This window comes from Acetobacterium bakii (genome assembly GCF_001263355.1).
Classification (GTDB): domain Bacteria; phylum Bacillota; class Clostridia; order Eubacteriales; family Eubacteriaceae; genus Acetobacterium; species Acetobacterium bakii.
This window is the reverse complement of sequence record NZ_LGYO01000031.1, coordinates 99,561-112,968: the sequence shown is the minus strand read 5'-3', so window position 1 is coordinate 112,968 and position 13,408 is coordinate 99,561. Positions and strand designations below refer to the sequence as shown.

At 39.3% G+C, this 13,408-nt stretch carries 15 protein-coding genes; 14 read left to right on the top strand and 1 reads right to left on the bottom strand.

Translation table 11 applies throughout. The features are described 5' to 3' along the window. The 14 genes from AKG39_RS12545 to AKG39_RS12480 form a co-directional block, all read left to right on the top strand. Nucleotides 1-1,774 (top strand): xanthine dehydrogenase family protein molybdopterin-binding subunit (locus tag AKG39_RS12545; RefSeq protein ID WP_152912174.1); only part of this gene is annotated, 1,774 nt, incomplete at its 5' end. A gap of 79 nt (nt 1,775-1,853) precedes the next feature. Further along, nucleotides 1,854-2,927: an XdhC family aldehyde oxidoreductase maturation factor gene (locus AKG39_RS12540; protein WP_050740747.1), complete on the top strand. Its 1,074-nt coding sequence runs from the start codon at nt 1,854-1,856 to the stop codon at nt 2,925-2,927. Nucleotides 2,928-3,070: 143 nt separating this feature from the next. Next, on the top strand, nt 3,071-5,002 hold the full coding sequence (locus AKG39_RS12535) for a sigma-54-dependent Fis family transcriptional regulator (RefSeq protein WP_050740746.1): 1,932 nt from the start codon (nt 3,071-3,073) through the stop codon (nt 5,000-5,002). A gap of 103 nt (nt 5,003-5,105) precedes the next feature. Beyond that, nucleotides 5,106-5,543, top strand: coding sequence for a C-GCAxxG-C-C family protein (locus tag AKG39_RS12530; RefSeq protein WP_050740745.1), 438 nt, complete (start codon nt 5,106-5,108; stop codon nt 5,541-5,543). 21 nt (nt 5,544-5,564) lie between these two features. Beyond that, complete coding sequence (locus tag AKG39_RS12525; RefSeq protein WP_050740744.1) at nt 5,565-6,179, top strand: HdeD family acid-resistance protein; 615 nt, start codon at nt 5,565-5,567, stop codon at nt 6,177-6,179. A 110-nt stretch (nt 6,180-6,289) separates the two neighbouring features. After that, nucleotides 6,290-6,646 (top strand): competence type IV pilus major pilin ComGC, encoded by a 357-nt coding sequence (locus tag AKG39_RS12520; RefSeq protein WP_050740743.1) that lies wholly within the window; start codon nt 6,290-6,292, stop codon nt 6,644-6,646. A 20-nt stretch (nt 6,647-6,666) separates the two neighbouring features. Next, entirely contained in the window at nt 6,667-7,164 is a 498-nt protein-coding gene (locus tag AKG39_RS12515) for a prepilin-type N-terminal cleavage/methylation domain-containing protein (RefSeq protein WP_050740742.1), read from the top strand. Continuing rightward, nucleotides 7,154-7,561, top strand: a complete 408-nt coding sequence (locus tag AKG39_RS12510) for a prepilin-type N-terminal cleavage/methylation domain-containing protein (RefSeq protein WP_050740741.1) — start codon at nt 7,154-7,156, stop codon at nt 7,559-7,561. The genes AKG39_RS12515 and AKG39_RS12510 overlap by 11 nt, the downstream gene beginning before the upstream one ends. Then, entirely contained in the window at nt 7,558-8,064 is a 507-nt protein-coding gene (locus tag AKG39_RS12505) for a prepilin-type N-terminal cleavage/methylation domain-containing protein (RefSeq protein WP_050740740.1), read from the top strand. The genes AKG39_RS12510 and AKG39_RS12505 overlap by 4 nt, the downstream gene beginning before the upstream one ends. Next, complete coding sequence (locus tag AKG39_RS12500; protein ID WP_126981237.1) at nt 8,015-8,482, top strand: hypothetical protein; 468 nt, start codon at nt 8,015-8,017, stop codon at nt 8,480-8,482. The genes AKG39_RS12505 and AKG39_RS12500 overlap by 50 nt, the downstream gene beginning before the upstream one ends. Next, nucleotides 8,464-9,435 (top strand): type IV pilus biogenesis protein PilM, encoded by a 972-nt coding sequence (locus AKG39_RS12495; RefSeq protein ID WP_126981236.1) that lies wholly within the window; start codon nt 8,464-8,466, stop codon nt 9,433-9,435. The genes AKG39_RS12500 and AKG39_RS12495 overlap by 19 nt, the downstream gene beginning before the upstream one ends. Before the next feature lie 14 nt (nt 9,436-9,449). After that, nucleotides 9,450-10,046, top strand: coding sequence for a hypothetical protein (locus AKG39_RS12490; RefSeq protein ID WP_050740737.1), 597 nt, complete (start codon nt 9,450-9,452; stop codon nt 10,044-10,046). Beyond that, the gene (locus tag AKG39_RS12485) at nt 10,039-10,719 is read left to right on the top strand and encodes a hypothetical protein (RefSeq protein WP_148568675.1); all 681 of its coding nucleotides are present in this window, start codon (nt 10,039-10,041) and stop codon (nt 10,717-10,719) included. Before AKG39_RS12490 ends, AKG39_RS12485 begins: the two co-directional genes overlap by 8 nt. Before the next feature lie 75 nt (nt 10,720-10,794). Next, complete coding sequence (locus tag AKG39_RS12480) at nt 10,795-12,153, top strand: HdeD family acid-resistance protein (RefSeq protein ID WP_050740735.1); 1,359 nt, start codon at nt 10,795-10,797, stop codon at nt 12,151-12,153. A gap of 486 nt (nt 12,154-12,639) precedes the next feature. On the opposite strand, the gene AKG39_RS12470 is transcribed toward AKG39_RS12480, so the two are convergent. Then, nucleotides 12,640-13,242 carry a MarR family transcriptional regulator gene (locus tag AKG39_RS12470; RefSeq protein ID WP_050740733.1) on the bottom strand — a complete coding sequence of 201 codons (603 nt, stop codon included), beginning with the start codon at nt 13,240-13,242 and terminating at the stop codon, nt 12,640-12,642. Nucleotides 13,243-13,408 lie beyond the last annotated feature (166 nt).

Below are 13,408 nucleotides of genomic sequence, written 5' to 3'. Positions count from 1 at the left end.
TGCCATTGAAATCCATCCCGGCACACCAAACGTCTATTTTACAACCAATGTTGTCAAAGGCGAGGATCCAAAACCATTAATGGAAAGTCTGCCGAATATCATCGAAGATGATTTCTATGTGGGTAGACAGCCCCATTTACCATTGGAACCAGACGTTGGGTTTGCTTACTTTGATGACGATGATAATTTAATGGTGCATTCCAAGAGTATTGCCCTTCACTTCCATCAGTTGATGACCGCCGAAGGTATTGGCGTGGACCCATCCAAATATTTCATTGTTCAGAATCCCACCGGCGCGACCTTCGGTTATAAGTTCAGCCCAACCATTGAAGGCTTACTGGGAGTTGCGGCATTGGTTTCCAGACGACCGGTTTATCTTGAATTCAATATGTTCCAACAGATTACCTATACCGGAAAACGTTCGCCATTTTTTATGAACGTTAAATTCGGTGCCGATGAAAATGGCATTCTAAAAGCCATGGAAACCGATTGGTCTGTGGATCATGGTCCCTACTGCGAATTCGGCGATTTGGTAACCACCCGTGGATCACAGTTTATCGGTGCCGGTTATAACATTCCCAATATTCGCGGCGAAGGCCGAACCGTTGCCACCAACCATGCCTGGGGATCTGCGTTCAGAGGATTCGGTTCACCACAGAGTCTGTTTGCCTCTGAAACTTTAATTGATATGCTGGCAGTACAAATGGGGAAAGATCCACTGGAACTGCGTTATGCCAATGTCTACCGAGAAGGGGACACGACACCAACCGGTTGTCCGCCAGATGTCATTGCCCTGCCACAGGCCATTGATACCATCAGACCCCATTATTTAAAAGCCAAAGAAGAAGCAGCCGCAAAAAACAAAAAAGGCGGCAACACCAAATACGGTGTGGGTGTTTCATTAAATATCTACAGTTGTGGTCTGGATGGTCCGGACTCCTCAGAAATGTGGGTAGAGCTCACACCTGAAGGCGTCACCGTTGGAAATTCCTGGGAAGATCACGGTCAAGGGGCCGACATGGGTTCTCTGGCCATTTCCCATGAAACCCTGCGTCCACTGGGAATCAAACCGGAACAGATTAAACTGATTATGAATGACATGCAGTTAACCCCGAACAGCGGACCTGCCGGCGGCAGTCGATCTAATGTACTCACCGGGAATGCTATTAAAGTCGGTTGTGAAAACTTACTGGCGGCCTTGAAAAAAGCCGATGGAACCTACCGAACCTATGACGAAATGGTTGCCGAAAAGTTACCGCTGCGTTATGAAGGCAAATGGACAGCACCCTGTACGGCTCCATCCGTTGAAACAGGTCAGGGAGATCCATTCCCAACCTACATGTATGGCGTGCTTTTAGCCGAGGTAGCTGTTGATACAACTACCGGGAAAACGGCGGTTGATAAACTCACGCTGGTATCCGATTGCGGTAAAATAATTAATAAATTGGTAATTGAAGGTCAGCTCTATGGCGGTCTGACCCAGGGAATCGGATTAGCATTAAGCGAAGATTTTGAGGATTTGAAAAAGAACACAACATTAACTGGTTGTGGGATTCCTCAAATCAAGGATGTGCCGGATAATATTGTTTTGATTCACCAGGAAACACCGCGTCCACTGGGACCATATGGTGCTTCAGGTGCTGGAGAAATGCCATTGTCGGCCCCACATGCGGCCATTGCCAATGCTATTTTCAATGCTTGCGGCGTTCGAATCAAACATTTACCAGCCTATCCTGAAAAAGTTTTAGCAGGTTTAGAAGCCTTAAAAAAATAGGCTAATTTTTATCATAATAGGGATTGCAGGCTTCGAAGCCTGCAATCCCTATTTTTATTAAATAGAAAGGTGAAGAAAAATGATTGAGTTATTGGAAGCGATTGGTGATTGTTTTGACGATAACGAAAATTTTGTGATTGCCACAATTATAGAAAAATCAGGTTCATCCAAACGAAGTCCAGGGGCGAAGATGTTAATTAAAAATGATTTTTCCAGCGTCGGGTATATTGGCGGGGGTTTGATTGAAGCCATGACGATTCAAGCAGCTGCGAAAGTATTTAGGCATAAATTTTTTCGTGTTGAAAAATTCAGTCTTTCAAATAAAGAGCCAGGAAATTTGGGCATTATATGTGGGGGGGATCTGAAAATATTATTGGAATACGTGGATTGTAATGATAAAATGATGATGAAATTTGCAAAAAAAATCAAGTTGCTGAATAAAAGAAAGATGGATTTTCTTATGATTACTAAAATACCAATGAAAGAAAATGCATCAACAGAAAAATGGATTTACACAGAAACCGGCCTATATGGTTCTGAAAGCCAGGAAATCTTATCAATCATAAATGAAATAAAAACAAATTTTAATGAGAAAAAATATTTGGAACCATTTTTTAAAAATAACCGGTATTTTATAGAGCCATCTTTCAACAATGAAAATGTCTGTATTATGGGAGCGGGTCATATCGGAAAAGTTTTAGCAGAATTGTGTAAAATGTTAGGATTTTATGTTGTAATGGTTGATGATCGTGAGGATTTTACCAATGATAGGCAATTTAAAATAGCAGATGAAATGAAGTTTATTCCGCATTATAAAGGTCTGAATGAACATATTAATATTAACAAAAAATCTTTTGTTGTTATTGTAACCAGAGGGCACAGTTACGACAAAGAGATATTGGCACAGATGATGGAAACAAAGGCACAATATATTGGTATGATTGGCAGCAAAAAAAAGAGAACATACATTTATGATTGTCTTTTGGCTGATGGATTTACTCAACAAGATTTAGATCGGGTTCACAGTCCTATCGGTTTGCCAATTCATGGTCAGACACCTGAAGAAATTGCAATTAGCATTGTGGCTGAAATAGTACAAGTACGCAGAGTGACTAAGGATGATACAAATGTGTCCTACAATGGCAGAAGATAAAAAAACAATGTTTGAAAATTGGTTGGCGAAGAATGTTCTTTTAAAATTCATTTATTTTTTTGCTATCCTTGTAATCGGGGTCAGAGTTGGGATAAAATAAGGATAACTGAATATTTAAAAACCAGGGAAAAGGAAAAGTAATTATGAATAGAAAATGTTATCAAGGGCATATTGAAGATTCCCACTCGCGCTGCACGGCAATGGGCATTGAAAAGGATCAAATTTGGAGCAAGAAAATGATTGATCATTCTGAATTACAAATAAAGTTTTCAGAAAACCGAGATCTAATTTTAACGGCAGCTCCTTATATGGAACATTTAATTAATATCGTCAAGGGTAATAATTTTTTTGCTCTGCTGACAGATAGCGAAGGATGCATACTCAATGCTATTGGGGATGAAAAGATATTATCAGAAGCTTTTGATTTAAAAATGGTTCCCGGTGCATACATGAATGAAGAATCCATCGGGACCAATGCGATGTCATATGTCATTAAAGTCAGAGAACCTGTTCAATTATCAGCAGATGAGCACTTTATAAGAGCCTATCATCGCTGGACATGTTCCGGAGCACCGATTAAAGATGGCAACGGTAATCTGATTGGGGTATTGGATTTAACAGGATACACCGAGCTTGTTCATCCTCATACTCTGGGAATGGTTATTGCCGCATCCAATGCCATTGAAGAGATGTTAAAGGTGAAAGAATACAATCGGCTTCAAAATATGACAAATAAGCATATTAAAACAATTTTTAACTCAATGCCGGTGGCTATTCTTACTTCTGATCTGGATGGCAAAATTAAAATTAATAATCAAAAGGCCCTGGAGTTGTTTGGAAACAGAAGTAAGAATTTAGTTGAAAAAGATATCAATGACCTTATCGATGGATGGGATGGTATCAATGAAGACATTCATTCAGAAAAAAACGTATCGCGCATTGTTGAAATAAAGGCGTTGCGAAATCGATTTCCTTGTCATTTAACAGCCAGTCCTATTTATAATCCTCAGGATGACAGTATTGAAATTGTCTATGTTTTAAATGAAAAAAAGTCGAAGAAAAGAAGGAATTTTCAGCCCTATTATACATTTGATAAAATTATCGGTAACGATAATAATTTTAGAAGTGCGATTAAGTATGCAAAAAAAATATCCAGCAGCAGATCAACCATACTCATTTTAGGCGAAAGCGGTTCAGGAAAGGAACTTTTTGCACAAGCTATTCATAATCATGGTAAACGTGCAGATGAACCTTTTATTGCATTAAACTGTGGCGCAATTCCCAATGAATTAATTGAATCAGAGTTGTTCGGGTATGAAGAAGGCGCCTATACCGGCGCGAAAAAAGGCGGCAGTATTGGGAAATTTGAATTGGCAAATAATGGTACCATTATGTTGGATGAAATTGGCGAAATGCCATTGGACATGCAAGTTCGCCTTTTGAGAGTATTGCAGGAAAATACAATTACGCGCATTGGCAGTGAAAGCAGTATTTCCATTAATGTGAGAATCATAGCGGCAACGAATAAAGATTTAAAACAGGAAGTTGAGTTGGGAAGATTCCGAAAAGATCTTTATTATCGATTGAATGTGCTGCCATTATACCTGCCGCCACTTAAAGAACGGAAAAGTGATATTTTACTTCTATTCGATTATTTTATGAAAAATGTTTCAGATAAATATGGGAAAAATGAAATGGAAATTTCGGAAGAGCGACGAATGATTTTAGTCAATTACGATTGGCCGGGAAATATTAGAGAGCTAGAAAATATAGTGGAGTTAATCGTCAATTCAGAATCTTTTCCAACCGTATATTTTCTCGATGCGTGTAAATTAGGAAATACAGGGTCACCTGTTATGGTTAGAGACAATGACTTTGAAAAATTATCTGACCTTGAAAATATTGATTTAGCAGACATTGATGTAACGCAATTGGACATGGCAATGGTAGAAAAAAAGCATTTAATTAAAGTGTTGAAATTATGCAAAGGGAATATTAGCCACTCCGCACAAGTTTTGGGGATGCAAAGAAATACCTTATACAATAAAATTAAAAAATACGAAATAATTGTATAAGTCTGTCAGAGAAAAAATAAATTTGTAATATTTTTTAATTTCCCCTATAAATATGCGGAAAATTTATATATAATAAAGTTATATGAAATAAATGGAGGAAAAAATGAAAGAATATGTAGAAATTTACAATGCATTTGGTAAAGATAAACCGGAAGAAGAGCAGCCTTTGTATCATATGAATTGTGCTGAAGTGATGCTTCGGGCCGCAAATGACAAATACAATTTTAATTTGAGTGAAGACAGCTTTCGAATGCTTCAGGGTTTTGGCGCCGGATACTATTGTGAAAAAACCTGTGGCGCTTTTTCTGGTTCATTGGCCGCACTGGGGGTATTATATACAGAGAAACGACCATCTGATCAGGCAGAAATGACCAAGGTGTCCAAACTTTTAGTTAAAGAATTTGAAGAAGAATTTGGCAGTCTCAATTGTGACTATATTAAAGAACACCATAGGGATCCTGAGACAGGCTGTAATCCTGTAAAAATAAGGGCAGGGGAAGTTTTTAACCGAGTTGTGGAAGCAATAGAAAATGAAAAATAGAAAGTAATGGAGGTTTGTTAAATGAATAATAACAAAGCCAGGCTAATTGGAGTTGATTTACTGGAACGTGCGTATGGCCGCTGGTGGCTTATGCTGCTGGATGGCCTATGCCTTATTGCATTGTGTGTAGTGAGCATTATCAACAGTGGTCTGGCACTCACACTGCTGATATTTATTTTTGGTGTGTATCGCGGGATCATGGGCGTGATTTATATTGTCTCGGCGCTGGTTGCCAAAGCCAAGTATGGATCAGATATGGGTTTTAGTCTGGGCCATGGGATTTTTGATCTGATTGTTTGTGCAATATTTTTGTTGGTACCGGAAGTCGTGGTAACCTTCTTTATGATTATCATCGGTCTTTGGGCCATTATTACCGGAATTTTTTTACTGATTAGTTCAGGAAACTCAAAAAGTCTTGGAAAAATCATCAAAATCATCTTTGGGATTGCTTTGATTGCTTTTGGAATTTATGCTTTTTTTGATCCTCTGGGACAGGCGGGTATTTTTATCATTGTTATCGGCGTTGTTTTAGGAATTTTCGGTCTTTTCCTGGTGCTTCAATCCCTGAGTATGCGAAAGTATTATTCGATACTAAAACAGGAAAATAAAGGCTATGATGACTATCATATTGAATAGAAAAGGTAAAATAGAATAAAAACATAAAAAAGAGTAATGAGCTAATATTTACTCTTTTTTATGTTTTTTTATTGTGCTAAAATCAAGAAAAGTGATAGGGAGGAACAAAAATGAACGAAATAGAAGGCCGGCGTAAAAATATTTTTGGTTTTACGCTAATGGAAGTAATCGTAGTGATCGCCATTTTAGGAGCCTTGACGGCTTTGGCAGTGCCAACATTTACCGGGGTTTTGGCAAATTCACAGACGAAAACAGATCAGGCAAATCTTCGTATTGTGGAAAATGCCGTGGAATTGTATCGTGCCGAATTAGATGAAATACCCGAAGATGTTGATTCATTCGGTGAATTGGTTACGGAACTATACAATGAGGGCTATCTGAAGACCGCATCCATAGAATCAGTTTCCGGCGGAACTTTCTCATATGAAAAGGGAGAAGTTGTTTTTACTGAAAAAGTCAAAGAGTAAGAAGAATTTCCATAATCATAATGAAAACGTTTAAAAAAATTAAAAAGCCAAGGCCGGGTAGAAAATTATTCAAGATTTTTCAAAAGGGTTATACCTTGATGGAACTTTTGGTGACCCTGGCCATAATATCCTTATTAACGGTTACAATGGCAACCCTCAGTCTGGGAAATCAGGATAGGATATTGGAAAGCGCGTTTAATGCGGAGTCCCGGCAAATCCTGTACACCTTGCTCCAGTATCAAAATGAAGCCATGATGGATGGCTGCCGCCGTCAGGTTCGCTTCCAGGATAAAAGTATGTCGATTCTCTGGACCAAAGACAAAGTAATGCATCAGGTGTTGGTTCCGGTAAATAATTTTAGCTTTTCGGGTGCTTATACCGGGACAAACGCGCTGGTGCTGTACCCCCAGGGCACTGTTTCCATGGCCGGCACGGTTACGCTCACCAGTCCCAGCGGTGAGGTTAGGCATATTACGGTTCAATTGGGCAACGGAAGGATTTACCTGGATGAACCATAAAAATTATTGGCGGCGCGTTTTGGGGCTTGGGACAGAATGTGGATATACCCTGATTGAAGCAATTATCGCCATCGCCATTTGCGGTTTTGGTCTTGCTGCAATTCTGGGTCTTTATGGGGTTGCCCTTGAAACTCAAATAGTCTCGGAGAACATTTTTGAGCAATCGCTTGAAATCAACAGTATCTCAGATGAAATTCTGAGGGTCTTGCCGGATCCTGAACGAGTCACACTCTCTGATAAGGCAAATGAGGTATTGCAGAAATACCCAAATTATCGGTTGGAAGAAATTATTAAAAGCGAACAGTCAGACCTTTATATCATAAAGATTTCCCAAAAGGGTATCCGAAGTCAAGTAAAATATTTTTGGATTAAAGTCTTCTGGAGGTCTATTGAATGATAAATTTGGGAAAAATTAAAAATGGGGGATTTTCATTAATTGAAATGATTACGGTACTGACCGTAATTGCATTGGTTTTTATGATGCTTTTATTTGGATTATTTTTTTCCAATACCATTAATACAAAAGCCCGGATTAATCAGGAAATATTTAACGAAGAACGTTTTCTCAATCTTTATTTTCAGAAACAAATTCTGGAGTCAAGAAGAATTATTGTAAAATCCGATCGATTGTATCTCCAGGATTTGGAAACCCCCAACTATTATAATTATTATATTATGTCAAACGGCATGATAAAACGTTATAAAGTTTATGAAACAAATCTTTCCACTATTGGAACCGGAGCCAGTAGCCAGCTGGCTGACAACATTAAAAATTTTTCAATCTCTTTGGATCCAGCTGCAGCTGCGGTTATTATACTTAAATACACACTGTCCTATGAAGGTGAAACCTATGAAAGAGAAATCACGATTGAACATGGCAAGATTGTGGAGTACCCATAAAATAATTTCTTTTAATCGTAAAGGTTTTGTGTTGCCGCTGGTGTTGGTAATTCTGGCTTTATTGGTTAGTGGGGCAGGTTTCTTTCTTGCCCAGGGAAATAAAGAACTGGAAGCCAATGTCATGAACCGTGATTATGAATTTTGCATTTTAACCGCCAAAAATGCCATGGCAGTGGTTCAGTCTGCCATTGAAGATGACCTTAATTATATGGGTACAGAAGGCATGGAAGAAGACGAAAATGGCGGGTATTACAGTGTGAAAATTACATGGGTTTCAGAAACACAGCGGCTTGTTGAAATTGAAAGTCACTATAATGAATACACTAAGAAATTCATGGCGGAACTGGATCTTGTCAAAAACAGTGCGGCCTTTAATAAAGCAAAAATATCACAATTTAAATGGAGAATGGTCGTGTGAAAAAACGGGGGAAATTATGGGTGGTGGACTTGGGAAAGGCCATAACAAAAATAGTTATAGGGGCAATCAATGAAAATGGGGTAATCCTCATTCAGAATTATTGGATTGAGAAAACGCCGGCTGATGTTTTTACGGATAAAGCCCCTGGAAAAAACATGGATCTTATGGTGTTTTTAAGAGGCCTCTTGAAAGAGCATCATCATGGGGATGAACTCATGCTTGTGATTAACCATGAAAACATGATCCTTGAATCTTTTGCCTTTCCAATGATGGACATCGACGAGGTTAAAGACGCCGTTCGTTGGAAGATGCGGGTAAGCATTCCTCAGGGGTTTGAACAGTGGCGCATTGATTTTTTGGCCAGAAAACGGATTGATGTTTTTAAGCTTCTGGGAGTTGATGATAGAAAGCTGGATGTTTTGGGAATTGCAGTACCGAAGAATGTTTTGGCTGATTTTCAGGGGATTTTTAAAGGTGCAAAACATACCCTGAAAATCATCGAACCGCAATTTCTCGGGTTGGGTAAATTTTTACAAAAACTTGGTGAGAAAAACAACCTTATTATTGATATGGGCTGCACAACCACACGGCTTTTATTTTACACAGACGGTTTTTTTCAAGAAGAACGACGCATTAATACAGTGACATCAAACGATTTGGAAAGTTTCCTGATGCCAGTGATCGACGCAGTCAAGGAAAGTTTTTATTCCCCGTTATCGCTTGCCCGGGGTGGATTTGAAAATGATACAGTGTTTTTATCAGGCGGCGGAAGCCTGAATTCAGGAGTGGTTGAATATTTTGGCGAGAAGATTAATAGGAAAATTACCATGCTTTCTGCATTGGGAAGGGATTCAGAGTTATTTGAATTTCAAAAGGAGGTTAAAGAGGAAGAGCTTTGTCTTCTGATGTCCTGTTTAGGAGGCATGCTGGGATGGCCAAATAAACCAGAATGATGAGGATATGTAAAATGAAAACAGAAATCAATTTGCTGCCAGTTCATTCAAGGAGTCAGAAAAAGAGCAGATGCTACACTCACAATCCATGGATGATTACTGTTGGGGGATGCCTGGTTTTGTTTTTGGTACTGGTTGGTGTGTTGACGGTGATGAACCAAAATCGTTTAATGGAAATAAAACAGGTTGAAGCTGCTATTAATAATCAAAAAGATTTTCAGATCCCCTATGAAGATTTAGAAAGCAAAAATGAGTTGCTGGCATATCACAATCAATTAGCATCGGTGTTAAACGCTGATAAAGCAATGCCTCTGGATGTGCTTACCGGTGTTATAAATGCCGCCAGTTCTATAGATATGGCAATTGTGGATTACCAATTTAAAAAGAACGAATTAATGCTGGTTGGCAGCAGTCAGAACCAGGAGGATATTCTGGTGTTTAGAGAAGAATTAATGGCATTGGGTCTTTTTAAAAATGCAAACATCGAAAATAGTGTGAAAGAAATGAATCAGGAAAGTATCGGCACCAGTGGAGCAATTGAAACGCTGAAAAAGGATAGCTGGAATTTTATTCTGAAAATTGAGTTGATAGGTAGGCAGAATCGTGAGTAGGGGACGAGACAATCGCTGGAATAAATCCTTGGATAAGACAAACGAAAATAATCTGAAGGGTAATATTGAAAAAGGGCTTATTCTTGGGGCATTGCTTGTGATAATATCTGTTCTCTTTTTATTTCCGGAATATCAGACCTATCGGGACAATGGCGAAATTTTAAAAGAGCTAAATAATACAAAAATGGGATATCCGGAGGAAATGTCCCTGGAAACATATCGGACAGAAATACAGATGATCCGGGACAACTTAGAAGCAAGTAAAAAAAATATTCCGGATACAATCGATTCCGCAGCGCTGTATGCATCCATTATTCTAATGGTTGGAGAAGCGCAGATTGACTTGGTGTCAGTGGCATTTAAACCCATTACCATCAGTATGGATGAGTCAGTGGGTATTGCCTTAAAAACAGATTATGACGGATCAAAAGCCAAGTCGATTATCGGACCGGATCAACGAACCCTGGCAAAATGTGCCATGGTTGTGGTTCTTCAGGGCGATGAGAAAAGCTGTATACACTTTATCCAGGCCATTAAAAACCACCAACCCGTTTTAAAAGTCAACGAAATGGGTATAAAAGAAGAAAAACCGGGGATTAAGACAATGACATTGAATCTGGAAAGCTATGGTACACTCGACCAGGCAACGGTGGAAGGACTAAATCAACCTTAATTCCCATATTCACTAAAGAGAATAAGATTGAAAGCGCTAACAGGAGCAATAAAATTCAAAAGAAGAGGAAATAACATGAAGCTAAAAACTGGCAATAAACTGGTTGGCATTCTTTCCGGACTTGGGGTTATGGTTATTGGAATCTATATGATTATTCAGAGACAAAGCTCTGTGGATAGGATTGTGAGTTTACTGATGGCGGCTCTGGTTATCCTGGCTCTGGTGCATCTGGCATCGGTGGTATTTAAATTTCGAGGAGAAAACAGAAGAATAAAAATTCTTTGGGCGATTTTCAATCTGGTATTTGCGGGATTGCTTTTTTATTTTCGTTTGTTTATTGCCGAGGCGGTGCCCTTTGTCTTTGCGGCATATATTATATTAAACAGTGGGGCTAAATTTATAACAGCGGTCACTTACTGGCGAGATGGTGTTCCTAATTTTGGATTTTATTTTATTGACGGCGCATTAACTTTTATCTTTGGCGTTTTTCTGTTATTTAACAGCTATTTTAAAACAGTGAGCTTTGCTGTTCTAGCCGGTGCTTATCTTATCTGGTACGGTTTAACGCTATTATTTGATGCTTTTAACGAAGAAGAAACCCAGGAAAAAATGTCGAAGTCCGCCAAAAAATTCCAACGGAAAATGCGTATTGCCCTGCCATCCCTATTCGGCGCCTTACTTCCCATGGGTCTGTTAAAACATTACGATAATAAGGTTGCTTCCGAGGATGCCAATGAATATATTAAGTCCCAGGAAATCATCATTCCGGAAAAAGCCGGGATGGATCCAATGAACATCGAAATTCTGGTGCATTTGTCGAAAAAATTCATGGAAGCCTTTGGACATGTAGACTTAATCTTTGGAGACCAGGCAATTTCCTACGGGAATTTTGATCACCATTCTTATCGGTTAGGCGGAGCAATGAGTGACGGCGTCCTTTTTATTTGTGACAAAGACCGATACCTGAAAGAATCGGTAATCAATGACGGCAAGGTTCTAATTTCATTTAAGGTCGCCTTCACAGATGAAGAACTGGAAAAGATTAAAGATAACTATGAACGTTTCAAGGAAAATATGTTTGAGTGGTACAGCGATACCCAGTTGGCCGAGCAGGGATTGCTGGAACCCGGAGAATACAACGCCGTGGAAGACATTATCTATAAGGGCACCGGAGCTGATTTTTATAAATTTAAAAAAGGCCCTCTTAAAACCTACTTCGCCTTGAATACCAATTGTGTCAAAGTTGCGGATTCACTTTTTGAAAATACCGGTTTTGAAAAGCCCGCCACCGGAAACATCGTAACCCCGGGGGCATACTATCAATTCCTTAAGGGCGCCCTGGAACGTCCGGGAACCAAAGTCTACGAGAAAAAAATCTATTCCCAAGAAACCTTCGGCACCGAACAAGAAATCGTCGCCCAGGAGAGCCTGTAATTTAAGTTTAGCGATAAAGTCATTTGACAAAGCAAAAAGTAAGTTCTGGGGACAATCGTAACATCAGTTGTGTGCATCAAGGCGAACAGGCGGCAGCCGGTACGATCTTGCAGCACACAACGATTTATCGTTGTTCTCAGGACCGTGTTGTTTATAAACTCACAGAAGCTGCCCGCAGTTTGGAGAAAAAAGCAAAAAGTAAGTCCTGGGGACAATCGTAACATCAGTTGTGTGCATCAGGTTGAACAGGCGCTAGCCGGTACGATCTTGCAGCACACAACGATTTATCGTTGTTCTCAGGACCGTGTTGTTTATAAACTCACAGAAGCTGCCCGCAGTTCGGAGAAAAAAGCAAAAAGTAAGTCCTGGGGACAATCGTAACATCAGTTGTGTGCATCAAGGCGAACAGGCGACAGCCTGTACGATCTTGCAGCACACAACGATTTACCATTGTCCCCAGGACGATTATAGCAGCAAACCCGGGGTTTATTTTTGGAGCTCTTCGTAGATTTGGGTTAGGCTGGTGTATAGATTAGAAAAGAAGTGTTGGAATTCGCCAATTTCATCTGGCGAAAGCTGACTGAGATTTTCATTGATGGGCTGGAATAATTCAAGATTGCTTTTTTCCAGTTGATTATAAATAAATTGACCGGTTTGTGAAAGCATGAAAACAACTTCCCGGACACTGGTTTCTGATTTATCTTTGGTAATCAGGCCTTTTTCCAGAAGTTTGGCTGAGCATTTAGAAACAGCGCTTTTAGAAATGTTCAGTTTATTTGCCAGCTGAGTTAGGTTGATTGGGGAAAAGGCCCCGATCATGTCAAGTGCCTTGAGCTCAGAAGGATATAAAGAATGCGCACCATCGGGTGCATGATAGGTGCGTGGTAAGACGAGAATATTTTGATAGAGAGTGGCAGAATCGATCATGACTTTTTTCAGAGAATCATAATCCCCGTCATAGGATGGTTTTGTTTTTTTGTGCTCAACCTCAAGTTTTTTTTCGTCATTGGCGATTTTCTTTTTAGTTTCCTTTTTCGAATCCTTGACTTCTTTTATATCAGATTTCTTGCTTTTTTTCTCTTTTTTCAAAATACCTCTCCTTTCAAGATAAAAATTTATTGGTTTGTGACCGATGGTTTATAGTTTACCCTGTTTACATAACATAATCATAACGAACTACGGGGTTAAATGCAAGATAATTCATCTTTATCCATAGCTTTTATCTTCATTTTAGATTGCTTTTTTGATCGTTTTT

Excerpts from the sequence above, each read along its gene's own strand:
- AKG39_RS12540 (WP_050740747.1), top strand. The coding sequence starts at position 1,854 with ATGATTGAGTTATTGGAAGCGATTGGTGATTGTTTTGACGATAACGAA.
- AKG39_RS12535 (WP_050740746.1), top strand. The coding sequence starts at position 3,071 with ATGAATAGAAAATGTTATCAAGGGCATATTGAAGATTCCCACTCGCGC.
- AKG39_RS12530 (WP_050740745.1), top strand. The coding sequence starts at position 5,106 with ATGAAAGAATATGTAGAAATTTACAATGCATTTGGTAAAGATAAACCG.
- AKG39_RS12525 (WP_050740744.1), top strand. The coding sequence starts at position 5,565 with ATGAATAATAACAAAGCCAGGCTAATTGGAGTTGATTTACTGGAACGT.
- AKG39_RS12520 (WP_050740743.1), top strand. The coding sequence starts at position 6,290 with ATGAACGAAATAGAAGGCCGGCGTAAAAATATTTTTGGTTTTACGCTA.
- AKG39_RS12515 (WP_050740742.1), top strand. The coding sequence starts at position 6,667 with ATGAAAACGTTTAAAAAAATTAAAAAGCCAAGGCCGGGTAGAAAATTA.
- AKG39_RS12510 (WP_050740741.1), top strand. The coding sequence starts at position 7,154 with ATGAACCATAAAAATTATTGGCGGCGCGTTTTGGGGCTTGGGACAGAA.
- AKG39_RS12505 (WP_050740740.1), top strand. The coding sequence starts at position 7,558 with ATGATAAATTTGGGAAAAATTAAAAATGGGGGATTTTCATTAATTGAA.
- AKG39_RS12500 (WP_126981237.1), top strand. The coding sequence starts at position 8,015 with ATGAAAGAGAAATCACGATTGAACATGGCAAGATTGTGGAGTACCCAT.
- AKG39_RS12495 (WP_126981236.1), top strand. The coding sequence starts at position 8,464 with ATGGAGAATGGTCGTGTGAAAAAACGGGGGAAATTATGGGTGGTGGAC.
- AKG39_RS12490 (WP_050740737.1), top strand. The coding sequence starts at position 9,450 with ATGAAAACAGAAATCAATTTGCTGCCAGTTCATTCAAGGAGTCAGAAA.
- AKG39_RS12480 (WP_050740735.1), top strand. The coding sequence starts at position 10,795 with ATGAAGCTAAAAACTGGCAATAAACTGGTTGGCATTCTTTCCGGACTT.